General features: G+C 70.5%; 19 protein-coding genes and 2 pseudogenes. 12 read left to right on the top strand and 9 right to left on the bottom strand.

Annotated features, from left to right (window positions below):
• Nucleotides 1-197 precede the first annotated feature (197 nt).
• Nucleotides 198-755, top strand: a complete 558-nt coding sequence (locus tag ACPXB1_RS15195) for an RNA polymerase sigma factor (protein ID WP_355596411.1) — start codon at nucleotides 198-200, stop codon at nucleotides 753-755.
• Complete coding sequence (locus ACPXB1_RS15200; protein WP_355596409.1) at nucleotides 752-1,768, top strand: hypothetical protein; 1,017 nt, start codon at nucleotides 752-754, stop codon at nucleotides 1,766-1,768. Before ACPXB1_RS15195 ends, ACPXB1_RS15200 begins: the two co-directional genes overlap by 4 nt.
• 547 nt (nucleotides 1,769-2,315) lie before the next feature.
• On the opposite strand, the gene ACPXB1_RS15205 is transcribed toward ACPXB1_RS15200, so the two are convergent.
• A complete protein-coding gene (locus tag ACPXB1_RS15205; RefSeq protein WP_425735430.1) occupies nucleotides 2,316-2,474 on the bottom strand; it encodes a hypothetical protein in 159 nt (52 codons plus the stop codon).
• A gap of 164 nt (nucleotides 2,475-2,638) precedes the next feature.
• On the opposite strand from ACPXB1_RS15205, the gene ACPXB1_RS15210 reads away from it, so the two are divergent.
• From ACPXB1_RS15210 to fxsT, 5 genes are all read left to right on the top strand, one after another.
• Nucleotides 2,639-3,025 carry a hypothetical protein gene (locus ACPXB1_RS15210; protein ID WP_355596405.1) on the top strand — a complete coding sequence of 129 codons (387 nt, stop codon included), beginning with the start codon at nucleotides 2,639-2,641 and terminating at the stop codon, nucleotides 3,023-3,025.
• A complete protein-coding gene (locus ACPXB1_RS15215; RefSeq protein WP_355596404.1) occupies nucleotides 3,022-4,806 on the top strand; it encodes a caspase family protein in 1,785 nt (594 codons plus the stop codon). Before ACPXB1_RS15210 ends, ACPXB1_RS15215 begins: the two co-directional genes overlap by 4 nt.
• Before the next feature lie 162 nt (nucleotides 4,807-4,968).
• On the top strand, nucleotides 4,969-6,450 hold the full coding sequence (locus ACPXB1_RS15220; RefSeq protein ID WP_355596402.1) for an effector-associated domain 2-containing protein: 1,482 nt from the start codon (nucleotides 4,969-4,971) through the stop codon (nucleotides 6,448-6,450).
• A gap of 14 nt (nucleotides 6,451-6,464) precedes the next feature.
• On the top strand, nucleotides 6,465-7,505 hold the full coding sequence (locus ACPXB1_RS15225; RefSeq protein ID WP_355596400.1) for an AAA family ATPase: 1,041 nt from the start codon (nucleotides 6,465-6,467) through the stop codon (nucleotides 7,503-7,505).
• Entirely contained in the window at nucleotides 7,502-11,755 is a 4,254-nt protein-coding gene (gene fxsT / locus ACPXB1_RS15230) for an FxSxx-COOH system tetratricopeptide repeat protein (RefSeq protein ID WP_425735431.1), read from the top strand. The genes ACPXB1_RS15225 and fxsT overlap by 4 nt, the downstream gene beginning before the upstream one ends.
• A gap of 27 nt (nucleotides 11,756-11,782) precedes the next feature.
• Here fxsT and ACPXB1_RS15235 read toward each other — a convergent pair whose 3' ends face one another.
• The 7 genes from ACPXB1_RS15235 to ACPXB1_RS15265 all read right to left on the bottom strand — a co-directional run bounded on the left by ACPXB1_RS15235 (nucleotide 11,783) and on the right by ACPXB1_RS15265 (nucleotide 19,723).
• Nucleotides 11,783-13,651, bottom strand: coding sequence for an HEXXH motif domain-containing protein (locus tag ACPXB1_RS15235; RefSeq protein ID WP_425735432.1), 1,869 nt, complete (start codon nucleotides 13,649-13,651; stop codon nucleotides 11,783-11,785).
• Complete coding sequence (locus ACPXB1_RS15240) at nucleotides 13,648-14,874, bottom strand: FxsB family cyclophane-forming radical SAM/SPASM peptide maturase (RefSeq protein ID WP_355596394.1); 1,227 nt, start codon at nucleotides 14,872-14,874, stop codon at nucleotides 13,648-13,650. The genes ACPXB1_RS15235 and ACPXB1_RS15240 overlap by 4 nt, the downstream gene beginning before the upstream one ends.
• An 8-nt stretch (nucleotides 14,875-14,882) precedes the next feature.
• On the bottom strand, nucleotides 14,883-15,011 hold the full coding sequence (gene fxsA, locus ACPXB1_RS15245) for an FxSxx-COOH cyclophane-containing RiPP peptide (RefSeq protein ID WP_231639982.1): 129 nt from the start codon (nucleotides 15,009-15,011) through the stop codon (nucleotides 14,883-14,885).
• Between the two features lie 433 nt (nucleotides 15,012-15,444).
• On the bottom strand, nucleotides 15,445-15,789 hold the full coding sequence (locus ACPXB1_RS15250; protein ID WP_355596392.1) for a hypothetical protein: 345 nt from the start codon (nucleotides 15,787-15,789) through the stop codon (nucleotides 15,445-15,447).
• 563 nt (nucleotides 15,790-16,352) lie between these two features.
• Nucleotides 16,353-18,092, bottom strand: coding sequence for a PQQ-dependent sugar dehydrogenase (locus ACPXB1_RS15255; protein ID WP_425735433.1), 1,740 nt, complete (start codon nucleotides 18,090-18,092; stop codon nucleotides 16,353-16,355).
• Between the two features lie 27 nt (nucleotides 18,093-18,119).
• Nucleotides 18,120-19,187, bottom strand: a complete 1,068-nt coding sequence (locus ACPXB1_RS15260; RefSeq protein WP_425735434.1) for an SMP-30/gluconolactonase/LRE family protein — start codon at nucleotides 19,185-19,187, stop codon at nucleotides 18,120-18,122.
• A gap of 218 nt (nucleotides 19,188-19,405) precedes the next feature.
• Nucleotides 19,406-19,723, bottom strand: coding sequence for a hypothetical protein (locus ACPXB1_RS15265; RefSeq protein ID WP_355596384.1), 318 nt, complete (start codon nucleotides 19,721-19,723; stop codon nucleotides 19,406-19,408).
• Between the two features lie 32 nt (nucleotides 19,724-19,755).
• On the opposite strand from ACPXB1_RS15265, the gene ACPXB1_RS15270 reads away from it, so the two are divergent.
• Entirely contained in the window at nucleotides 19,756-20,151 is a 396-nt protein-coding gene (locus ACPXB1_RS15270; protein WP_355596382.1) for a CPCC family cysteine-rich protein, read from the top strand.
• Between the two features lie 31 nt (nucleotides 20,152-20,182).
• Here the strand turns inward: ACPXB1_RS15270 and ACPXB1_RS15275 are convergent.
• A pseudogene (locus ACPXB1_RS15275) lies at nucleotides 20,183-20,344 on the bottom strand (GNAT family N-acetyltransferase); the annotation flags it as partial.
• Between the two features lie 16 nt (nucleotides 20,345-20,360).
• On the opposite strand from ACPXB1_RS15275, the gene ACPXB1_RS15280 reads away from it, so the two are divergent.
• The 4 genes and pseudogenes from ACPXB1_RS15280 (at nucleotide 20,361) to ACPXB1_RS15295 (ending at nucleotide 23,705) form a co-directional block, all read left to right on the top strand.
• Nucleotides 20,361-20,864: a hypothetical protein gene (locus tag ACPXB1_RS15280; protein ID WP_425735435.1), complete on the top strand. Its 504-nt coding sequence runs from the start codon at nucleotides 20,361-20,363 to the stop codon at nucleotides 20,862-20,864.
• Between the two features lie 419 nt (nucleotides 20,865-21,283).
• Nucleotides 21,284-22,495: a helix-turn-helix domain-containing protein gene (locus ACPXB1_RS15285; RefSeq protein WP_425735436.1), complete on the top strand. Its 1,212-nt coding sequence runs from the start codon at nucleotides 21,284-21,286 to the stop codon at nucleotides 22,493-22,495.
• Nucleotides 22,496-22,647: 152 nt separating this feature from the next.
• Nucleotides 22,648-23,010, top strand: a pseudogene (locus tag ACPXB1_RS15290) (hypothetical protein); the annotation flags it as partial.
• 359 nt (nucleotides 23,011-23,369) lie between these two features.
• The gene (locus ACPXB1_RS15295; RefSeq protein WP_355596374.1) at nucleotides 23,370-23,705 is read left to right on the top strand and encodes a DUF952 domain-containing protein; all 336 of its coding nucleotides are present in this window, start codon (nucleotides 23,370-23,372) and stop codon (nucleotides 23,703-23,705) included.
• Nucleotides 23,706-23,825 lie beyond the last annotated feature (120 nt).

A 23,825-nucleotide genomic window follows, 5' to 3' on the forward strand; every position in this document is an offset into this window, starting at 1 on the left:
CATCACCTGAAGGTGCGGTCCCTCGATCTGACGAACGGCGTCGATCTGGTAGGCGGCGTCGTGAACCCGGTCGCGCTGTGCGGGCATAAGCAGGTGTGAGCGCAACGTACGAAGCGAGGGATGTTTCTTTGGGTGAGCGGGCCGGTCCTCGATCGGAGGGGCCTGCACCGGCGGAGCTCGCGGCACCGTCGCAGTTGGTGGGCGATGACGTGTTGTTGCGCGAGTCGGTCGAGTGTCCGGAGCGGTTCGCGACGCTGTTCGACCGGCATGCTGTGGCCGTTCACCGGTATCTGGCGCGCCGGGTCGGTAGCGCGGCTGACGACCTGCTGGCTGAGACGTTTCTGATTGCGTTCAGGCGGAGGTCGACTTATCGATCGCAGGGTGTTGATCCGCGGGCGTGGCTGTACGGCATCGCCACGAACGTGTTGCACCGACAGGCGCGGCAGGAGGAGCGCCGCTACCGCATGTTGGCCCGGTTGGCCGCCACCACCAGCGATGTGACGTCGAGCGACGACGAGGCCGTCGAGCGGGCGGACGCGCAGGCCCTGCGCCAGCAGTTGGCTGTGGCTCTGGCGCGGTTGAAGCGCGGGGACCGGGACGTGCTGTTGCTGACGGCGTGGGCCGGGTTGTCCTACGCCGAGATCGCTGCGGTGCTCGCCATACCTGTTGGCACGGTCCGGTCCCGGCTGAACCGGGCCCGACGCCTGACTCGTGAATCCCTTGGCTCGGCGATGATCAACGAGGAGTTGCTGTGAACGATCTCGAATTGCTGCGCGAGCATGGTCCGGACGCGCCGCCGGTGTCTTCGGCGGCCTTGTCCAGTGCGCGTCACCGACTGATGGCCGAGATGGCCCCGGCCGCGCCGGTCCGCCGTCGGTGGGGCTGGAGCCGTGCGAGCTGGGCGCTTCAACATCGGCGGTTGGGCCTCGGCTTCGCTGTTGCTGTCGTGGTCGCTGCGGCGGCTGGCGGTTCATTCGTGTTGTCGGAGCATCGCGCGCCGGCGGGCCGGCCGCCGGGCGTGCAGCTCGTGGCGTTCGACGCGCCGGTGTTTCCCATCGGGTTGCGTCCTCGCCCCGCTGGCCTGGCGGCGCCGACCTTCAGTGGCGGTGTTGTCCGCGACGAGCAGGGCAGCGGCCGGCCGGTGATGACGGCGGTCTTCCGGGCGACTGATGGCGTCAGCGATGTCTACCTCGGCGTCGACGAGCGGTATGTGCCCCAGGACGCGCCTGAGCGGGTCCGGTCCGTCTCGTTGCAGGGCGTGCCCGGCTTCGTGGTCGAACATCATGCGCAGTCCGGCACGTCGGTGGTGCTGAGTTGGCAGCGCCGACCTGGCCAGTGGGTGACGCTGACCGGCCATGGGCGCTTCGGCAGTGAAGCGGCGGCGCGGGCGCTGGCCGCGACCGTGGCGGACGATGCCCAGTCGGTGCCGTTGCAGGTGCGTCTCGCTCCAGCGGGTTGGCGGTTGGCGGCCTTCAAGGACAACAAGATCGTGACCCTGCGCGCCCCCGACTCCGGCGAGGAGCTCAGTGTCAATCTCGTCAAGGCTCCCGAGAGAAATCTGATGGGCCTCGTAGGTGGCGCGAAGCGGGTGAGCACGGTGCAGGTCAACGGCAGGGAAAGCGACCTAGTGCAGACGCTCAACGGGTGGTTCCTGCAGGTTCCGCTGCCCGACGGGACCGCCTTCCACCTTCAGGCACCAGCGATGTTGACTGGCGAACAGGTCGTGGCCGTTGGCGCCCAAGTCATCGTCACACCGCACGCTCGGTAAAGCGGCGGGGCCGTGACCCCGGCCACGGCCCCGCCTATCTGCACCCGACCTGATGGCCGCTGAGTCGCGGCAGCTCCTGCTATCGCAGACAGGCACATCGGGGGTGGTGACGAGATGGGATCGACGCCCACTGGAATCTAGGGACGGGCCAGGGTGCTCGCGGCAGGGGTCCCGGGAAGATCCGAGCGGTGATGTCGGTGCGTCAACCGCTGTCGCCTCTCGACCTGGGGGTGCCCAGCTGAATGACTGGTCGACGGCTGAGTCGTTCGGCTTCTTCGCGGCCAGGTGGTAGTGCGGTTCGGTGGGTCGCTGGTTGGTGAGGGCTTGGTTGAGGATGTCGAAGCGGTAGGCCGGCGGCGTCGGTGAGTCGTGTTGGGTAGATGGCCGGTGGTGGGATCGGACGGTAGCGGTGGAAGCCGACGGTGGTGGCGGTCAGGTCGGCGGCAGAGCTGGGTCATCCCCGGGCTGGGTCACCCCTTCGGCGGCGCCGAGTTCGGAGAGCGGTGCGGGCCGAGTTCGTCCAGCCGGTACAGCGTCGAGGCCGCAGTCAGGCTGAGCCCTCCGGCGTGGTGAGCCGGCGGAACAGTCGGAGCAGGCGGTCGAAGCTGGCGACGCCGCGGGCCAGATCGCCGCCGCCGGCCCGGTCGCCTCCCGCCGCTGGCCCGGTGTCGGTGCCGGTGCCGGTGCCGGTAGATCCAGTGGTCACCGCACCTTTTACATCGGCTTATAGAAGTTTCTCATGGTTCGGCACGCACCCTCGCCGCCGGCCGGAACGCCGGCCCGGACGGGTACCTCGCCGGCGCCGGCCGGGCGCGTTGACCACTGATGGTGCAATTGACGCTGACGGATCCGTACCCGGGGAGGAATCTGATGGCTGACCACAGCGGGCTGCCGATCGCCGCGCTCCTGCTCGGGGGCCCGGAGGACGGACCTGGCGAGCTGGAACTCGGTGCCCGGCAGTTGGCCTTGGAACTGGCGCCGTACGGGGAACGGTTGCCCGCACCGAGCGAGGTCGCGCCGGACGGCACCCGTGCCGGCGAGATCGAGATGATCGGTGCCGTCGCGCTGGCCATCGAACCCGCTCTCCCGTCGATCATCGCGGTGCTGGAACTCCTCCTCGCCTGGGCCGGCCAGCGCCAGGGACGCGGCGTGCGGATCGTCGAGCCGGACGGCAGCGAACTCGACCTCACCGGCGTCTCCGCCGCCGACCAGCGCCACATCGCCCAGACCTGGCTCGACCGGAAACTTCCCCGGTGACGCGCAGACGCGCCATTCTGATCGCCTGTAACGAGTACGACGATCCCAAGCTGTCCCGCCTCCGGTCTCCGGCACACGACGTTCAGGTGCTGGCCCGGCTGCTCGGTGACCCGACGGTCGGCGCCTACGACGTACGGCTGCTGGTCAACCCGACCGAGCACGAGGCGCGGCTGGAGATCGCCCGACTGCTGCGGTCGGCCGGCCGGTCGGATCACCTGCTGCTCTTCTTCGCCTGCCACGGTCGACGCGACATTGACGGGCTGCTCTACCTCGCTCTCGCCGACACGGACGTCGACGACCTGCCGGCCACCGCGCTTCCCACGGAACTGATCAACCGACTGCTCAACCGCTCGGCCTGCCAGCGGATGGTCCTGCTGCTGGACTGCTGCTTCAGCGGAGCGGTGTCGCGGGTGTTGACCCACCAGGGCGACGCGGGCGTCCGCGGCGGGGACCTGTTCCCGGGCGAGGGAACCGGCCGCGCCGTCCTGACCGCCACCACCGCCCACGAGTACGCCTGGGAGCCGGCCGGCGAGCCGCTGCCGCTGACCGACAACCCTCGGCACTCCGTCTTCGCCGGTGCGGTGATCGAAGGGCTGCGCACCGGTGACGCCGACCTGGACGGTGACGGACTGGTATCCGCCGACGAGCTCTACCGGTACGTCAGGGACTCGGTCGCGGTGGCCGGCGGGCAGACGCCCCGCCGCTGGATGTACGGCGAGGGCGACCTCTACGTCGCCCGGAGCTCCCGGGGCCCGGCCCTGGCCACGGCGGCCGGCCGGACCGCGCCCCTGCCGCCGGCCGGGGTGGAGGTTCGGGACGGGCGCGGTGCCGACCGGTCGGACGGTCCGGTCCCGCCCCGCCAGCGGCCCGTCCCCTGGGCGGCGGAGCGCCTGCACTGGGGGGCGGGGTTGCCCGAGCCGGTGGAGCGGATGCTGAGAGGTTTGGCCGACCGTACGGGTTGGCTGGCCCTGCGGGCGGGCGGCTGGGACGAGGCGACCACCCGGTTCGAGGCGGCGGTGCGCGTTGACGGGACGGCCGGTGCCTGGTGGGGACTCGGGATCAGCCACGCGATCGGCGGACGCTGGCGGGCCGCAGGCCACGCGTTCGCGGCGGCCGCCGGAGGGCTGCGGGAGGCCCCGCCCGACCATCCGGCGCCGACGGCCGCGCTGACCGCCGGGGCGCTGCTGCTCGCGGTCGTCACGCTGCGGGCGGGCGGCGACCAGCGCGCGGCCCAGGTGCTGACCGACTCCGTCGACGCGTTGCCGCTGTGCCCGCCGCTGCTGGTGCTCTCCGCGGCGTGGGCCGGTGACGGTGCGGCGCTGACCCGCGCGTTCCTGCTCGACCCGGAGATGGCGGTGGAGTGCGAGGCCGCAGGCATGGAGATCGGACCGGCCGTCCAGGAGGCCATCGCCTGCGGCGAGGCGCAGATCCGCCGGCTCGACGTCGCCCGCACCCGGCTGCGCGCCACCGACCCGGCCTGGTCCGGCGGTCCGGCCGGCGACGGCGGGCCCGAGGGAGTGTGGCGGTCGCCGCTGGCGCGGCTGCAGGAGGTCCGGCGGACCGTGGAGGTACGCCGAGACGAGCTGATCTCCCTGCTGCACGCCCGCCAGCTCGGCGTACGGGACGCGTTGCGCGCACCGGTGCCGGACGGGGGCGGAGCGGTGGTGGCGGACATCCGCAACGCCATTCACGCCGGTCACGAGGCGCTGCGGGCGACGGACCGGCCCGCACCGCTGGCTGCGGTCGGTATTCCACCGATCCGTCCGATGCGTTTGATTTAAGCTAATAGATTTCCCCTGTGCGAAGGGTTCTACCGCACGCGGTTGCTTCCGTACTATTTGTAGACCTGCCGCAATGGGTGGTTCTCGACATCGCATCGGAGGAGACATGGTCGATAGCGGTGTCCTCCGGCGCTGCCGAAGTGCGCTCGGGTGGCGGCGCCGGTGACCCTCGAATCCCACGACCACCGCCGGCTGGTCGACGCGATGCTCGCACTCACCGGTGCCGAGGTACGCACCCACCGCGACCGGTACGTACGGCAACTCGGCCACCTGATCGACGGCGAGCCGGTCTTCCGCCGCTCCGACGTGCCCTTCACCGACCTCTGGGGACTCGTCGCGGCCTGCGAGGAGGTGCCGGGGGCGCTCCGGCTGTTGCCCGAGGCGGTGGCGGCAGTGGACGGTGAGAGCCCGGAGCTGGACCGCTTCCGCGCACTCGTCGCCATCCACCTGCCGCCGGAGATCCTCACCGCCGACGAACGCGGCCGGATCGTCGAGCTGGCCGACGGCCTCGATCCGCCGGTGCTGCTGGACCTGTGCCGCGGCGCGGTGGCGCGGCTCGGTCTGCGGGTGCGCCCACCGGTCACCGACCTGGCGGCCGTACTCCGGGAGCTGGAGGACGCGATCTCCGACCCCGACGTACGCCCGCCGCTGGTCGCCTTCCTGGACGACCTTGCGGGCCGGGTCGCCCTACCGGCCCGCCGGATCGCCGGCCGCCTCGCCGACGAGGTCGCCCGGCGGATGGGGGTCCCGCCGGGTCCGGCGGCGGCCCCGCCGCCGGCCGGGTCGGCGGGCGGTCCCAGACCCTCGGACGGCGACCAGTACCGCTCCTACTTCGTGGTGCTGCTGGACGCGGACGGCATCGACGCCTCCCGGTACCTGTTCGAGGCCTGGTTGGTGACCCCGGGCGATCCCGGCCGGCTGCCGTGGCACTGGGAACGCGTCCCGGACGGGCCGGGGGATCGGTTCCGACTGGAGCAGATCCAGCTCAAGATCGATGAGGCGCTCACCGAACTGGCCAATCGCAGTACCGCCGAGATCGGTCAACTGACTGTCGAGTTCATCGTGCCCCGACCCCTGCTCGACTACGAGTTCGACCGGTGGCAGGTGGCGGCTCCGGGGCTCTACACGGCCCTCGGCGTGCACTACCCGGTGGTCGTCCGCGACCTCACCCGGATGCGCAACTCCCTGATGCGTCCCCGCTGGCGAACGCGGCACCGGCGGCTGCGCGAGCAGGGTTCCGCCGTGCAGGCCAGGGCGGTCGCCTTCGAGCGGCTCACCGAGCCGTACGTCGCGCAGCACCTGCACGCCCGACTGCTCGGCAACGACGACTACCCGGTCTGTCTCGTGCTGTTCGTCAGCGGCGCCGAACGGCACATCCAGGCGGCGATCGGCGCCGCGGTCACCGCCGGACTGCCGGTCGTCCTCTGGTGTCGCGATCGCGCGGCGGCGTCACGGTTCGATTCGTACATTCCCGAGGTGCTCATGGCGCGCAGCGTCGCAAACCTGCGGGAGCTGGTCTGGGAGCTGCGTCGCGACGCGGGCAGCGAGGGCGGCTCCTCCGAACACCTCGGTCTCCACCTCACCCTGCTGTGGGACGAGATCGACCGGGTGCCACCGGCCGACGCCCTCAGCGCGCCGGTCTAGGAAGGGACGACAGCGTGTTGGATTCACCACCGCAGCCGGAGGACTCCGCCACGGGCGACGGCGAGGACTGGCGGATCTACCTCGGCACCGGACGGCCGCACAGCGGCATCGAGCGGCTCCCCGAGCCGCCCCGGTGGCGGCGGTTCGGCGGCGGGCCACTGATCACCTCCGCGCTGCCGGAGGACCGGCAGGGCGCCGAGCGGGCCCGCGGCTACCAGATCACCGACGAGGCGATCGAGATGGTGAACGCCGCGCTCTACCTGCGCCGCCCGCTCCTGGTGACGGGCAAGCCGGGCACCGGAAAGTCCACCCTCGCCTACAGCGTCGCGTACGAGCTGGGCCTCGGGCCGGTGCTCTACTGGCCGGTGACCAGCCGCTCCACCGTGGACGACGGCCTCTACCGCTATGACGCGATCGGCCGGCTCCAGGAGACGAACCTCTTCCAGTCCACCGGGCGGACCGAGGAGATACCGGACATCGGCCGCTACCTGACGCTCGGCCCGCTGGGCACGGCACTCCTGCCCTGGGCACGTCCCCGGGTGGTGTTGATCGACGAGCTGGACAAGAGCGACCTGGGGCTCCCCAACGACCTGCTCAACGTCTTCGAGGAGGGCCGGTTCGAGATCCCGGAACTGGCCCGGCTGCCGGAGGACCAGAGCCTGGCGGAGGTGATGACCAGCGACGGCACCCTGCGGGCACCGGTACGGCGCGGCCAGGTCCGCTGCGCCGCCTTCCCGGTCGTCGTCATCACCAGCAACGCCGAGCGGGAGTTCCCACCTGCCTTCCTGCGCCGCTGCCTGCGACTGGACATCCAGCCCCCGGACGAGCAGGCCCTGGCCCAGATCATCACCTCGATGCTCGGCGAGGAGGCGGTGGCCGCCAGCGCCGACCTGATCACGCACTTCCTCGACCTGCGCGACCGGGGTGCGGTGGCCACGGACCAGTTGCTGAACGCGATCTTCCTGGTCACCTCCGGGGCGCGACCGCCCGAGTCGACCCGCGCCCGGCTGCGGGCGAACCTGATCCGGGACCTCGAAGCGGCCGGCACCCTATGATCGATCGGCTGGTCACCGCCCTCGGCGGCGCTCCCTCGGCCCTGACGGCCGAGGAGTACGCCGAGGCGATCTGGCTGGCCCGCTTCCTGCCCCGCCAGCCGGGACCGCCCCGGGCCGGGCCGGCCGCGACGGCGAGCGACGCGCCACCGGGGGCGCCACCTGAGCCACCGGCGTCGCCGCCGTCCACCCCCCCGGCCCGGCAGCCCGCCCGGCCGGAGACGCCCGCGGTGACCGAGGCGGAGCCGTCCGCCAGGCTCTACCTGCCGCCGCCCGCCAACGGGCCCCGCGACCCGTCCTCGCTGCCGGTACGCACTCCCGGGGTGCCCGCCCTGCCGCACGCCCGGGAGATCGCCCGGGCGCTGGCCCCGCTGCGCCGGTCCGTACCCGCCCGGAACGCCGTGCGGCTCGACGAGGCGGAGACGGCCCGCCGGTCGGCTGAGGCCCGGATGCTCCAACCGTGCCTCACCCCGGTCACCGAGCCGTGGCTGGATCTCGTACTGCTGGTCGACGGCAGCCCATCGATGGTGGTCTGGGAGGCGACGGCGACCGAGATCCGGACCCTCGCCGACCGGATGCGGGTGCACACGTTCCGGCGCATCCAGGTGTGGTACCTGCGGCCGGACGCCAAGGGCCACCGGCCGATCCTGACCTCCGACGGCGGCAGCACCGCGCGGGACCCGCGCGAGCTGGTCGACCCGGAGGGCCGGCAGTTGACGATGGTGTTGAGCGACTGCACCGGCGCCATCTGGGACGCTCCCGAGCTGCGACGGTGGCTCGCGATCTGGGGCCGTTCCGGTCCGGTCGCCGTGGTCCAGCCGCTGCCGCAGCGGCTGTGGCACCGCTGCCGCCCGACGCTGCACCCCATGCTGGTCCGGCCGACCCGGCCTGCGGCACCGGCGGCGCAACTGCACCCCCGCCTGCGTGACGAGGTGCCGGACCACCTTCCGCGCGGTGCGGTCGCGATACCGGTGCTGGAACTGGCACCGCGATGGTTCGCCGCCGGGGCCGCCCTGGTCAGTGGCCGCACCCTCGGCCCGGTCGCGGCGGTCGCGCTGCTGACCACCGACCCTCGTCCGCTGCTCGTCGACCCGCTGCGGGAGCCTCCGTCGCCTGAGCCGCTGGACCTGACGCCGGCCCAGCGGGTCGCCCGGTTCCGGGCGATGGCCTCGGACGAGGCCCGTCAACTCGCCGAGTTTCTTGCCGCTGCACCGCTGACACTGCCGGTGATGCGCCTGGTGCAGCGCCTCATGCTGCCACGCTCACAGCCGCAGGACCTCGCCGAGGTCTACCTGAGCGGGCTGCTGCGCCACGCGGCGAGCTGGGCCGAGGACACGCCGGTCGAACAGGCCCGCTACGAGTTCCTTCCCGGCGTACGGCAGGAACTACTCTCCGGACTGCGGGTCGGTGAGGCGCTGCGGATCCTCGACGTCGTTTCCCGCTACGTCAACGAGCACATGGGCGCGGCTCTGGACTTTCCGGCGCTGCTCGCCGGACAGGTCTCGGACCGGCTGGCGACCCGACTGGGCCGCCCGTTCGCCGAGGTGGCCTACACGGTGCTGCGCAGCCTGGGAGGCCGGTACTCGGAACTCGCGCGGCGGCTGGCTCCGGTCGCCCTCGGCCCGCCAGCCACGCCAACGCAGCGGACCGACCGGCGGCTACCGATCGCGGCGACACCCGAAGAGGGGGACGACATGACCGCACAGACCGCTCCAGGAGATCGGGGCCGTTCCAGCGTCGGGGAGCAGCCGGCGGTGTTCGGGAACGTGCCGCCCCGCAACCCCGACTTCACCGGGCGGGAAGAACTGCTCAACGTGCTGCGCCAGCGGTTGACCGACAACGTCACCGCGGTGCTGCCGCACACCGTGCACGGCCTCGGCGGAGTCGGCAAGAGCCAGCTCGCCGTCGAGTACGTCTACAAGTACGCCAGCGACTACGACCTGATCTGGTGGGTTCCGGCCGAACAACCGACCCGGATCCGGGAGTCGCTCGTCGCCCTGGCCCGCAAGCTCGATCTGGTCAGCGACGACGTTGACGTGTCGCAGGCCCTGGAGACCGTGTACGACGCATTGCGCACCGGACGGCCGTACGGCCGGTGGCTGCTGGTCTTCGACAACGCGACCCGGGCCGAGGACCTGATGCCGTTTCTCAGCAACCCCGGCGGGCATGTGCTCATCACCTCCCGCAACCACAACTGGGCCGGGGTGGCGGACAGCATCGAGGTGGATGTCTTCACCCGTCAGGAGAGCATCGAGCTGATCCGGCGGCGGCTGCCGGAGCTGGACGACGAGGACACCGACCGGCTGGCGGAGCAGCTAGGGGACCTGCCGCTGGCCCTGGAGCAGGCGGCGGCCTGGATGCTGGCGACCGGCACCCCGATCGACGAGTACCTCGGCCAGTTGGAAAAACGGGTCGGCCTGTTGCTGCGGGAGAGTTCACCCGCGTCGTACTCGACACCGGTGGTGATCACCTGGGGGCTGGCATTCGATCAGCTGGCCGAGCAGACCCCCGCCGCGTTGCAGTTGCTGGAGCTGTGCGCCTTCCTCGGTTCGGAGCCCATCTCGATCAGACTGCTGCCGATGGGTCGCTACGCCGGGCTGCCCAGCCTGCTCGACGCCACCGTCCGGGACGACATCCAGTTGCGCCGGGCGGTGCGGGACATCGGCAAGTACGGCCTGGCGAAGGTGGACGCGACCCGCAACAGCATCCAGATCCACCGCCTGGTGCAGGCGATCCTGCGGGACCGGCTCACCCCGGCCGACCGGGAGACCTACCGCACCGCCGTGCAGAAGCTCCTCGCCGCCGCGAACCCCGGTGATCCGACGGAGGACCAGGAGATCTGGCCCCGGCACGCGGAACTCAACCCGCACGTGCTGGCCTCCGGGGCGATCGACGGCGAGTCCGACGACATCCGCAAGGTGGTGCTCGACCAGATCCGCTACCTCTACGTCAGCGGCGACTACGAGAGCAGCCGCGAGCTCGGCTCGATCGCGTACCGCCGGTGGCTGGAGAAGCTGGGGGCGGCCAACGAGCAGACCATTATCACCGCCCGGTTCCTCGCCAACGCGCTGCGCTCCGCCGGCAATCCGCAGGAGGCGAGGCGGTTGAACGAACGGACGTACGAGATCGCCCGCGACACGCTCGGGTCCGACCACGAACACACGTTGGCGCTGGCCAACAGCTTCGGGGCGGACCTGAGGCTGTTCGGCGAGTGGCAGCGGGCCCGCGAACTGGACGAGGGGCTGCTCGAGGCGCACCGCAGGGTGTTCGGTGAGGACGCCCCGGACACCCTGCGCTGTGCGAACAACCTCGCCGTCGATTACCGATTGCTCGGCGACTTCGAGCGGGCGCGGCGCACAGACGAGGACAACTGGGCGCGCTACCGGCGGGTGCTGGGAGACACGAACCCGTACACCCTGTTCACGGCCACCCTGCTCTCCCGGGATCTGGACGGGCTGGGCCGCTACCACGAGGCGCTGCGGTTGCAGCGGCAGTGGCTGCCGCTGCACCGGCGGAGCCTGCGGCCGGACCATTCGAACGTGCTGCGGGCGACCCGGCTGCACGCGGTCACGCTCCGCAAGATCGGTCTCTACAGCGAAGCGCTGACGGTGGCTCGTGAGGTGTACTCGCTGTGCCTGCGCCGGTTCCGGGAGAACCACGCCGACACGATCTCGGCGGCGATGACGCTGTTCAACATCCTGCCCCGCACCGAGCAGGAGCGGGTGGCCCGGGCCCGGGCCCTAGCCGAGGCCCGGGTGCTGGGTGAGGAGACGCTGACCGGCTACCGGCGGGTCCTGGGCGACGAACACCCCTTCACGTACGTCTGCATGGCGAACCTGGCGATCGTGTTCCGCCTACTCGGGGACTACACAGAAGGGCGCCGGCTCGACGAGCGGGCGGTCGCCGGACTCCGTGCCGGGCTCGGGATGGAGCACCCGTACACCCTCTGTGCGATGATCAACCTCGCCAACGATCTCGCTGCCAGCCGGGACCATGCCGGAGCGGCTTCGCTACTGCGGGAGACCCTGGCGGCGGCCCGGCAGGTGAACGGCCAGGATCACCCGGAGACGTTGATCTGCGCCGCGAACCTCTCGATCGAGCTGTCGGCGCTCGGCGACCGGCCGGCCGCCCGGGAGCTGCGCGACGCGGCCATCGCCGGGTACGAGCGGACCGTCGGCCTGGACCACCCGGACGCGGCCGAACTGCTGGCCAGCCATCGGGTGTCGATCCCGATCGACCCGCCTCCGACGTGAGCGCCGGCGGGTCCGGGAGGACGGCGGCTAGGCCCGGGCGGCGAGCGGGGCGCCCGCCGCCGGGCTGACCGCCTCGGGCGCCTCGGCCACGAGGGGGCGCAGCCAGCGGGTCAACCGGAGCGGGTCCGGTGCGTCGGCACCGCGACGCCTGATCTCGCGGTGCAGCGCGGCGACAAGTTCCGGCATCTGGTGCAGCGCGGCGGTCTCCCCGTCCGCGCCGTCGCCGCTCAGCTCGGTGAGGATCGCCAGACCGACCCAGGACCGTGGCTCGTCCGGCTGGTCGAGGATCTGGCGGAGGTAGGCGGCGCGGGCGGTCGCGTGGTCGCCGAGGATCTGCGCGATGTCGCCGGCGGACGCCTGTGGTACCTGCGTGGTCACCTGGGCCGGGTCGGTGCAGAGCTGGTCGAAGCCCTCCGGATCTGCCATCTGGAGTCCGGCCAGGTCGAATCGGACGTTGTGGGTCGAGGTCCAGCCGACGTCGTGGGTCAGCACGGCGGAGATCGGCCCGGGTGAGGCCGCCGCCCCGGCCAGCCAGTCGTCCGCCAGCCGGCGCACCCGGTGCGGATCCGGCATCCGGTTGCGCAGGCGCCAGCCGAGCCGGTGTTCGGCGGTGACCTGCCGGGCCAGCGAGGCCGCAGCCGGGGAGACGGGTTCCGCGAGCCAGCGGCGCTGCCGTTCGGTCAGCGTGGCGAGGAACCGCTGGCCCTCCTCGGTCAGGTTCGGGACCCCGTGCAGCAGCTCGGTGGTCTGCCAGACCATGGAGCGCCAGCGGGCGAATTCGAAGTCGGCGAACCGGGCGGCGGCGTCGCGCTGGACGTGCCGTTGCACCCGCCAGAAGTCGGTGACCCCGAAGAAGGCGTAGACACCGTGCAACAGCCCGCCGAGCGGCCGGGGATCGTCGCGCCACGGGGCGTAGTGCCGAGGTTCTGAATCGGCGTGGTGCAGCGGGATCAGGTCGAGCAGCGCCCCGAGTTTGGCGTGCTGCCACTCGTGTACCAGCGCCGCCGCCAGGGCGAGTGGATCGGTAGGTGGGGTCAGGGACACGGCGCCGAACGACTCCATGGCGGTCGCGTTGACGCCGTAACTCTCCTCGGGGGCGACCAGCGGGACGATCGTGGTGAGTCCCGCGGCGATCCCCTCGGCGTAGCTGGGGTGTGACCGCACGAGCACCGGCCACGCCTCGTCGAGGGCCGCCTGCCACCCGGCCAGCTCGGGGTCGGAGAGCCGGCCCGCCGCCCGGAGTTGGTGGACGTCGCGCCACGGGTCGAGGTCGTCGATGATCAGCCGCAGCGTGCGGCCGGCGGCCTGGGCCGCGATCGCGCGCAGGCCGGACCAGCCGGGCGCGTCCGCCGACGGGTCGGTGGGTACCAGGACCGGGCCGATCCGCAGCCGGCCGTCCTCGGCGGTGACGGTGACGCTGCCGGTCCCCGACTCGGCGCGGCCGTACGTCGGCAGCATGACCTGGCCGTCGGTGCTGGACAGCTCGATCGTGAAGTCCAGCCCGGCCCGGGCCGCCGCGGCCGCGGCGATCTCGCCCAGCCGGCCGACGTCGCGGGAGGCCGCGACGGTGCCGACGGTGGTGCCGGAGCGGCGACTGCGGGGCGGCACCGTGGCGGGGCCGGCCCGCAGGCGCCGGAGTGTGACCGTCAGCCAGGAGCCGACGTGCGGAGCGAGCAGTACCTCGTCGACGGCCTCCGGCCGGTGGGCCTGGGCGCGGACGAGCAGTTCCAGCGAGGCCTCGGTGGCCGGGGACGGGTCGGCGTCCAGCAGTGCCCGCAGCAGGAACAGCCGCCGGCTGAGCTGGCCGCGGCGGAGCCGGGCGATCGTCTCGGCGTCGCCGTGGCCCGCGGCGAGCTGGCTGAAGGACTGGGCGGGAAGTCGGATCACGTCGGTCACGCGCGTTGCCTCATCACTCGGGCGACATCGGCCTGTACGCGGCCGGCGATGTGGTCGATCAGATATCGCAGGTCGGCGCAGTAGACCGAGGGATTGCGGAATCCTGAGCCCTTACGGTATCGGTGCGGATAGTACCCTCCACCACAGACCGGATGAATCGAACAATCAAGACACGCCGGAGCGAGTGCCTTCGCGCCGATCTGTCGGGCGATGACGGCCGGGTGCCGCAGGGCGGCGTCCAACGGGTGATCGGCCAGGGTGAGGCCGGTGGCCGGGGCGCCCTCGTAGGCGGAGCGCAGCGTGTCGACCTGTTCGAGCGACCCGTCGACGTCGATGACGATCACACCGACGGGGCTCAGTCCGATCTGCTCCGACCTGCTGTGGCCGCCCAGTACGCCCACGGCGATCTCTTCGAAGAGGCGGAGGCGGGTCTCCCGCCGGGGCGCGTCGTACCACCGGTCGAAGACGGCGACGAGCCACTCTCCGTACCGGGTGCTGGTGTCGGGCGGACGGCCCGGCGGTGGCTCGCTCCAGTTGCCGTGCGGCAGCAGGAAGTCCAGGGCCGGGGGCTGGTACGCCAGCAGCGTCTCGTAGGTCTCGACCGGATCGTTGCGCAGGTCGATGACGCTGAGTATGCCGGCGAACAGGTCGGACTGCTCGCGCAACAGCCGCAGCGCGCGGTCGACGGCGGGGAAGCTGCTCCGGCCGCCGAGGTGCCGGCGGTGCCGGTCGTTGGCCACCCGGCCACCGTCCACGCTGACCCCGACCCGCAGGCCGGCGGCGCGCAGCAGGCGCAGGCGTTGCTCGGTCAGGCGGGTGCCGTTGGTCTGCACGGTGAACTGTGCCGCCGTCCCGGGCGACAGCGCCGCACGCAGCGTGCTGACCACCCGCTGCAACGTGGCGGGTGGAGCGAGAAGCGGCTCGCCGCCGTGCAGGATGACCCGGATCGTCGACAGGCGGTGGTCGCGGGCGTGTTCGGCGATGCGCCGGGTCGCCAGGTCGACGACCTCGTCGGGCATGAAGACCGTCCGGTCCCGCCAAGAACGGTCGGCCAACTCGTACATGTAGCAGTAGTCGCAGGCGAGGTCGCACCGACTGTGCAGCTTGACGACAAAGTCGTGGAACGGGGTGGGCCGCCAACCGGCCGGTGCGATGTCGAGCGGTGACTCGCCGAGCGGCCACTCGGACGCCGGAGGAAGTGACGGTGGCGCGGTGGTGACCACGACGGGGTTCAGATCGCGGAGGTGAAACCAGCGACGGGGTCCTGTGGTCGGTCCAACTCGTCGAGAATCCGCTCCAGGCAGTGCACGAAAGCGCCCTGCCTCGCCTCCCGGAGTTCGGCGAGGCTGATCTTGCTCACATCCAATTGGTGAGACACATAATCATCGACCGTGGTTTCCATCGGTTCCTCTATAGGACAATCGCACGCTAGTGATCCTGACCGGCTCCGAACGCGGCAGCTGGAGACGGAGCAAATTACCTAAACTAGCCCAAGATACCAGTGGATGCCGGACAGCCGGGTCAGTCTACGGCCGACGCCCCGCCCCGGACAGTCCATAGCCGGCGCGCGCACCGTGAGCTGTCCGATTTCTAGCAATGGTCGCGGAAGTCGTGGCGCCGCGCCCGCCGCCATCCGGCGGATCGCCCGCGGCAAACCTCCGCCACCGCGCCCGCTCGTGACGCCGTTGTTCGAGACGACCGCTGGAAAGCCAGCCATCGTGGCAGATCACGCAATCCGAGCCGCTGACGGCCAAGGTCAGGCAGGCGGATCTGCCGCCGAGCGGCCGCGCTGGCTAGGCCTGATCCTCGCTAAACGGCTCGTCGCTCCACCGCCACCACGCCTCGTTGCCATCGATGTGAAGTAGGAACTCAGGAACCTCCTGGCCGTCCGGGTACCGAAGCGTCACGGTGTTCCGAACTGCCTCGTATGCGCGCTCCCAGGACTCCGCGTCCTCATCAACGCCATCGAGCAGCCGCAGTTCCTCGGCGAAGAGCGTCCGGACCTCCGCAAGCCCTTCCCTCGGGTCCACACGAGCATTTAGCCACGGAAAGTCACCACCGGTCACCACGAGACCAGCGAGTACCCGGCCGTCGTCGCGCCGATGCAGCGTCCAAGTGCCGCCGTGATGATCGCTCACGATGACGACCTTAAGGGACGTCTCGTAACCCTGGCGTCTGTCTGTTGAGGATGGTCGGCAGGATGCCTGGGTGCAGGCGAGCACCGCAGCCCACCCTGAGCGGGCTTCCCGTTCACCGGGCTGCAGCCCGCCCAGTTCCGCACGCTGGTCCGACTGGTCGCCGAGCGTGGCGGTGACGGCATCGCCGACGGCCGCGTGCTGACGTGCCCTCCGCCGCCGCGCGTTCCAGCTCGCGCACGACCCGGTCCGGAGCCGACATCGGCAGCGTCGACATCGCACGCAGCCGACGCGGGTGGCGACTCACGGCCTCGGCGGCCGTCTCGTTCGCGATGCGGCTGAGCCGCACCGCGTCGTCGGGCGGCAGCGACTGAGTGCCGGCGGTGTCAGCGCGAGCACCGATACCGCACGTTGCTGTACCGGTGCGTCGGTTTAGTAGCCTCCCTGGTCCCGCCGTCCACAATTGAGGTCGTGGTGACGAAGGCCTCCGGCTGTGGAGTGGAGCTGTCCAGGAACCGCTCCGGCAACCAGGAGGCCTTCGTGTCCCACGCTGACGCCGCTTTGACTCAGCTTGAGGGGCCGGACGCCGCCCCACCGAGGGTCACCTTGAGGATCTTCTCGTTGCTGTTGTTCGGGGTGCTGTCCTTGTCCCCGCCGGTGCTCGTGGTCAGCCACAGGTTGCCGTCGACGGTCGGTTCGACGGTGCGCAGCCGGAAGTACGTCCCGACGAAGTACTGCTGGACGTTGGTGAGCGTGTCGCCGCTGATCTCCGCACGGTACATCCGGTTGCCACGCAGGCAGGCGATATAGAGCACGTCCCGGACGATCGCGATGCCGCTGCACGAGGCCTCGGCCACCGGGTACGTCCGGATCGGGGCCCTGAAGTTCGGGTTGGCGCAGTCGCCGGAGGTGCCCTCGCAGGCGGGCCAGCCGTAGTTGCCGCCCTTGACGATGATGTTGGTCTCATCCACGACGTTGTTGCCGAACTCCTGCTCGAAGAGTCGCCCCTGGGAGTCGAAGGCGAGTCCTTGCGGGTTGCGGTGGCCGTAGCTCCACACGTAGTTGCCGAAGGGGTTGTCCGCCGGCACGGTGCCGTCGGGGTTGAGCCGCAGTACCTTGCCGCCCAGGTTGTTGGTGTCTTGGGCCAGGTCCGGGTTCTGTCCGTCGCCGGCGGCGGCGTAGAGCTTGCCGTCGGGGCCGAAGCGCAGCCGGCCGCCGTTGTGGTACTTGTTGCGCGGGATTCCCGTGACGAGCACCTGCGCGGTGCCGGTTTGCAGCGTGCCGTCGTAGCGGATGCGCACGATCCGGTTGTCGGTCGTGGTGGTGTGGTAGATGTACAGCCAGCGGTCGGTGGTGAAGTTGGCCGACACGGCCAGCCCGAGCACGCCGCCCTCGCCGTTGGTGCCTGCCACGTTCGGCACGGTGCCGATGCTGTGCTTGTCGGTGCCGTCCGGGTTCATGGCGACGATGTCGAACAGGTCGCGCCGGCCGTAGAGGACGGTGCCGTCGGGCAGTTGCACCAGGCCCCAGGGAAGGTCCTTCTCGGTGGTGATCACCGTGGCGCCGCAGACCGGGCTCGTGCAGCCTGAGCCGGTGTGCGCGGTGACCGCGGCGCTCGCCCCTGAGACATTGCCCTGGGCGTCCCGGGCGGTCACGGTGTACCGGTAGTCGGTGTCGGGCGTCAACCCGGTGTCGGTGAACGTGGTCGCCGGCGGGTTGCCGGCAGTGCCGGTGGTGGAGCCGACCGCCGTACCGTTGCGCAGGATCGTGTAGCCGGTGACCGCGACGTTGTCGGTGGAGGCCGACCAGTTGAGGGTGACGGCCGTGCCGTTGACCGTCGCGGCCAGGTTGGTCGGCGTGCTGGGCGGAGACGTGTCCTGCTGGCAGAACGGCGGGGTGACCGAGAGCGTGGAGCTGGCCTGCGAGACGTTGCCGGCGGCGTCGCGGGCGTTGACGTACCAGCCCCAGGTGACACCCTGCACGACGCTGAGCGTGGCGGTCAGCGTCCGTCCCGAGACCGAGGTGACGAGCTGGCCGTCGTGGTAGATGTCGTAGAAGGCGACGCCGACGTTGTCCCGGGAGGCGTACCAGGAAAGCGTGACGGACTGGCAGGTCAGCCGGCTGCTGCGCAGGCCGGTCGGCCGGCTGGGCGGGCTGGTGTCGGCGGCGAGCCAGGCCGCTTGCCGGCTCCCGGTCGCCGGTGCGGCCGCCGCGGCGTTGGCGGGTACGCCGCTCAGGACGGTGCCGGCGCAGACCAGCAGGGCGAGCGGGACGCGGTGTCGGAGCTGGTGAGGACTAATCCGCAAGGGTGCTTTCCTTCCCGGGGTTCTTGGTCAGTACGGGTAGCCGGGGACATTGAGCCGCACGCTGTACAGGCCCGAGTCGTTCGTTCGGCCGGAGGTGATGTAGAGGGTCTGCCGGTCGGGTCCGCCGAACGCCACGTTGGTGGTGCCGGTGCCGCCAGAGCGGATCGTGCCGAGCTGCGCGCCGGCGGGCGAGTAGACGTGGATCAGCCCGTCCGAGCCGGAGGCCCAGTACACGTTGCCGGCGCAATCGATGGTGACCCCGTCGGGACCGCCGAGGTAGTTCACGAAGACGCTGCGGGCGCCGGTGCTGCCGTCGGGCTGGACGACGTACTTGTAGATCTTGTTCTCGGAGTAGGCGCCCACGTAGAGCGTGCTGCCGTCCGGGGAGAGCGCGATGCCGTTGGGTTGCCGCAGCCGGTCATCCACCAGCGACACCTGGCCGCCAGAGACGCGGAAGACACTTGTACGTCCGCTCATCTGGTCGGGTCGGTTGCCGCGCTGGAAGTTGGGGTCGGTGAAGTAGACGACGCCGTCGGAACGGACTGTGACGTCGTTGGGTGAGTTGAACGCCCGGCCCTGGTAGTCGGCGGCGACGGTGCTGCGGGCCTGGTCGCTCAGCCGGTATGCGGAGACGTTCCGCTGGTCGTGGGTGGCGGCGACGATCTGCTGGGCGTCGGGGCTGAGCGCCAGGCCGTTGCTGCCGGCGTTGGCGCTGAAGGTGTCGAAAGTCGCCGGCGGGGTGAACCGGCGGATCGTGGAGGGCTGCACGTTGTTCGGCCCGGCGCCCGCGGCCATGTCGGACATCAGCAGGTAGCCGCCGTCGGCGATCCAGACCGGTCCTTCGAGGAACGAGAACCCGCTCTGGATCTTCGTCGCGGACACGGAGCTGGCCGGCAGAGGCGGGCCGTACCCGGTGCCACCCGGGCAGACCCCGGGGGGCGCGCCGGGTGGGCCGGCGAGCAGGTTGGTGTGAACGTTCACATCAGCGGCGTCCCGAGGTGCCGGGGGCGCGGGTGCGGCACCGGCGGGGCCTGGTGCGGTGGTGAGCGCCAGGCACAGGCCGGTGAGTGCGGCGATGGTTGGACGCCAGGTCATCGGGTACTCCAATCGGAGTCGGTGAATTCGAGGCCCGTGGTTGCCTGGACTGACCTCGGCCGCCAACACCTCTTATCGATCACTATCGATGTATATATCACGCAGCTTAGGCGAGGAAGCGGCGCCTCGCATCAGTTCCCCACGATCACCTTTGGTGCATGCCCGGAAGGCGCCGATGACCTGGCCGGTGGAGTCGAGCCAATCAGGTCCGGCGTTGTCTACAGAGCGATGCGGTTGACGACCGATCGCTGGACCGGACCGGTGTAATCGGTGAGGCCGAAGCGGCGATGCCCATCCGTGGGATGAACGGTGACGGCGACAACGCTCTCGTCTTCGAATCGCAGCGTGAAGACGGGGTCGAGTTCGCACAGGAATGCAAACGCCTCGCGGTCTTCGTCGCTGTCGCTGACCAGGCGACCATTCGCCTCCCAGCCGCCGGTGGCGGCGGCGATCACGACGACCACCTCGACGCTGTCGAGCAGAGTGGACGAGTTCGCCCACCAGTCCAGCCAGCAGCGGTCCTCGAAGCGATCCATGCCGTCATCCTTTACAGCGAGAGGTGCAGATGATGGACGAGCATGCCGGTAAGCAGGAAGGGCTGTCCGCGGAAGAAGTCACGAGCCGCACCAGGTGGTTTGAGCAGTACGTCGAGGCGTTGAACCAGCGATCTGTAGTGGCTGAAGCGGGTGGCGAACCGTACGCGTGTCCCTGCTGTCGGCACCCGACGCTTGAGGGGCGAGGTCAGTTCGAGATTTGCTTCGCCTGCGGCTGGGAGGACGACGGGCAGGATGACGAAGACGCTGACACGGTGCGAGGCGGCCCCAACGGTTCGCTCAGTCTGACGGATGCCCGGCGAGCCTACGCCGAACGGCCGGTCAGCCTGGCAGATGCGCGGCGTGCCTATGCCAGACGACAAGCCCGTTGGGAAGAGCGCAGACGCCGATCGGCGCCTGAGGCGACTTGACGTGATTGGACCGCACGCCGGTCGCATCCAGCTAGGGCGGGTCGTCGGTGAGGGTGTACCGGCGCACACGGACGGGCCCGCCTTCTGGGCCGGTCCACGTGGCGGTGGTCGTGTGGGTGTGCCGCCAGCCGGTGCGCTTGTAGAGGGCGATGGCGAGGGCTGAACGCTCGTGGTCAACGATCTCCAGGACAAGCGGCTATGGTGCGGCCGTGCCGGATGCCGAGACCGTCGCCGTTCTACTTCGCCCGCTCCTAGGGCGACGCCTGCGTGCGGTGACCGAGGCGCGGCATTGGTACGACGAGGGACCAGTGACGGGGACTGCCGGCCTGCTGCATTTCTGGCTGCACTTCGAGGGAATGCCAGCCATCATGGCCCATGGCTGCGGTGACCTGCTGAAGCTCACCGAGGAAGAGCCCTACTCGTCGTACGACATGCAGGAGTACGGACGAACCGTGGTCGGACCGGTCCAACCCACCGACGTGCTCGGCGAGGTGGTCGGGCAATGCCTCGTCGATGTGGGCCTTGTCCAGGGATACGGCACGGTTCCGGCTGTCGGCGGAACCATGCTCTGCTTCGAGCGGGCCGAGCTGCTCGTTGCGACCTTGGCTGACGAGTGGATCTGCCAACCGGGGCGGATCCCGGAGAGGCTCCGGCAGTACCTGTCGGTCAGCGGTTGGGTGGGCGCCCCCGGCCCCACTGCCGAAGGGCAGTGACCTGGACGTCCGCTCGTTACCGCCAACCAGCATCCCTACCCGCCATACAGAGTGCGTGCAATGATCTTGATTGGTGTGCGACGGAGTCGACCCGCAGGACCAGGTCACGGTCCTGCTCGCCAACCTGCCTCAGTCTCCTTCCTAAACCGTTTGCGACAGCAGCGGTAACAGCTACCGGCCGGGACGAGGGCAGCCACCAGCGGCCGAGCACGTACGGCCCCGCCCGAGGTCGCAAACGTGGACGGACCCTTCAGGACGGAGCGCCCAGAACTTGCAAGGAGAGGCCGAAGTGGCTGCCAGACGCAGTGAGTCTGCGGGCGTCTGAGGGGTTATGAGGGGGCCTGGGGGTCGGTAGCGTTGGGCGTGATTGCGGCCGATGGGTCGGTGGTGCATTCCCGCGCTACGCGAGGAGGTTCCGGGTGGATGCCTTGCCGGAGTTGACGTTCGGGCAGCGGTTGAAGGTCTACCGCGAGCGGTCCGGAAAGACTCGTGCGGTGCTTGGCGGGTTGGTGGGACGCAGCGCCGAGTGGGTCAAGGCAGTGGAGACGGATCGGATCCTGCCGCCGCGCATTCACATGCTGGACCGCATCGCGCGTGCCCTCAAGGTCGACGTGTCTGCCCTGGCCGGAGAGCTGAGCGACCGTTCGGCCATGGTCCACGGGCCGGAGCATCCGGCGCTGGCGTCGGTCCGGGATGCTGTGAACCGCTTTGCGATCTCCGGTGACGTCCCCGTCGAGTCGTTGCCCAGCCTCCGGGGCCGGCTTGCGGCCGCGTGGCGTGCGCGTCATCAGGCGTCGGATCACCGGACGGTGCTGGGCGGGCTGTTGCCGGGGCTGCTGCGAGACGTGCAGCATGCCGCGTTGGCGTACGAGGGCGCCGAGCGTCGGCAGGCGCAGGCGTTGTTGGCGGAGACGCTCGGGTTGGCGCAGATGTTCATCGCCTACCAGCCTGCTGCGGAGCTGCTGTGGCGTGTGGCGGACCGGGCGATGGTGGCGGCGCAAGAGTCCGGTGATCCCGAGGCGATCGCCGGCGCGGGGTGGTTCCTGTGCCAGGTGCATCGGGACGCCGGGGATTGGGACACGGCCATGGCGGTGACGCTGGACGTGCTGTCGGCTCTGGAGTCGCGGACGGCTGATGGAAGCATGAATTTGCTGGCGCTGTGGGGGGCGCTGAACTTCGAGGCCGCGTACACGGCCGCTCGTGCCGGCGAGGACGGGCGCGCCTGGCGGTACTGGGATCGCGCGGACCGGGTGGCGCAGCGCCTGCCACAGGGCTTCTACCAGCCGCAGACGTCGTTTTCCCGGGTCATCATGGGTGCTCATGCGGTGACCGTGGCCGTGGAGTTGCAGAAGTCGGGTGAGGCGGTTCGGCAGGCACGCCGCCACGATTCGGCGGCGATTCCGTCGAGGCCACGACGGGCACGGCATCTCATCGAGGTCGCGCGGGCGCACCACGGCAAGGACGACAAGGAAACGGCCGTAGCAACCCTCCAGCAGGCGTACGAGTCGGCGCCGGAGACGATCCGTTTCAACGGGTACGCCCGACAGATCACCCTGGACCTGCTCGACGGTCCACGGTCTACCCGCGATGATGCCCGTGACCTCGCGGTGAAGGTTGGTCTGGTCTCGTGATCTAGGGGGTAGGAACCTTACCCATCCGGCACTGCGGCTGTACGTAGCGTCGCCCTCACGGGATGCGGCGGGCGGTGCGGCAGTCGCCTGGTCGCCGCGTCCCCCTCATTAGAGGGTGGTGATGCCGCCCTCCTGAACGACGAGGGAGGGCGCGTGCGGCGCGTCTCGTACGACGAGTACCTCTCGGCCACCGCGTTGACCTTTGCCCGACGGCATCGGCCGGTGTGGTCGTGGCAGCTCTGGCGGCACATCTGCCGCTGCGGAGCCGACCTGCCCTGCCGTGGCCGGCACCGGATTCCGATCAATCGGGGCCACTGGCCGCAGGTCGGCGAGCAGTGAACGCCGGCCAGGAGCAGACGATTCTCGCGGTGCACGTCCGAGGGCTGGACGGCATGTGTGTTGGTTGCCGGGCGTGGTGGGCGCGGCTCACGCCGTACCCGTGCTGGCAGGTGGAGTGGGCGACCAGCCGGCAGGCCCGCGCGAGCGTGGCCCGGTTTCTCGGCGGTGTGTGGTGACCAGCCACGGTCCGGTCCTGCCGACTTGGAGCTGCGGCGGTTGCGACCTACCCTGGCCATGCCGGACCCGCAGGCGGGAGCTGCGTGCGGAGTACGCCGACGCTCCGATGTCGCTGGCCCTCTACCTCGGTGCTTATCTCGTCCAAGCCGCCGAGGACATGCCTTGGGCGCCGGCCGGCGCGCTGCATCGCCGCTTCATTGGCTGGACCAGGCGACTGCCGCGGGTGAACAGCTCGGTGGCGTAGGGAGTGCCGCAGATCATGGAAGCGGAGACCCCCGGCGCCATGCAAGTAGGGAGAGGCGGGGCACGACGGAGCAAATCTCTGGACGGTTCGGCCGTCCGTCTGCCACCCTAGGCCGTGTTGATCTACAAGATCCTCTTGCCTGCCGAGTGGGCTGAGTTCGAGTCCGTCGGGCGTTTCGACGGCTCGCCGTTTGACCGCAGCAGCGGCTTCGTCCACTGCTCCTCACGCAAGCAGGTGGGTGCCACGGCCCTGCGGGTGTTTGGGCAGGAGTCGGCGCTTGTGGTCGTCGCTCTCGACACGCAGCTACTTGGAGAGCCCGTGCGCTGGGAGGACGCCCCCAACGGCGGGCCCTTTCCGCACGTATATTCAGCTCTGCCTCTCAGCGCTGTGGTCGCCGTGTACCGGGTGGCTGAGGCGTCGTCGGTAGACGGGGCGCTACCTCAGGGCTAGGTCCGTACAGCCACCGTACGGCCAAGCCGGGCGACGGGCACGGTCGAAGGCCAACGGCAGTTACCGACGCTGGCCGACAGCAGGCTTGGTCTTTTGCAAGATCAGGGCCATGTCGGCAGG

The organism is Micromonospora sp. DT68 (assembly GCF_049847245.1).
Taxonomy (GTDB): Bacteria; Actinomycetota; Actinomycetes; order Mycobacteriales; family Micromonosporaceae; genus Micromonospora; species Micromonospora profundi.

Excerpts from the sequence above, each read along its gene's own strand:
- ACPXB1_RS15210 (WP_355596405.1), top strand. The coding sequence starts at position 2,639 with ATGGCTGACCACAGCGGGCTGCCGATCGCCGCGCTCCTGCTCGGGGGC.
- fxsT (WP_425735431.1), top strand. The coding sequence starts at position 7,502 with ATGATCGATCGGCTGGTCACCGCCCTCGGCGGCGCTCCCTCGGCCCTG.
- ACPXB1_RS15270 (WP_355596382.1), top strand. The coding sequence starts at position 19,756 with ATGGACGAGCATGCCGGTAAGCAGGAAGGGCTGTCCGCGGAAGAAGTC.
- ACPXB1_RS15265 (WP_355596384.1), bottom strand. The coding sequence starts at position 19,723 with ATGGATCGCTTCGAGGACCGCTGCTGGCTGGACTGGTGGGCGAACTCG.
- ACPXB1_RS15260 (WP_425735434.1), bottom strand. The coding sequence starts at position 19,187 with ATGACCTGGCGTCCAACCATCGCCGCACTCACCGGCCTGTGCCTGGCG.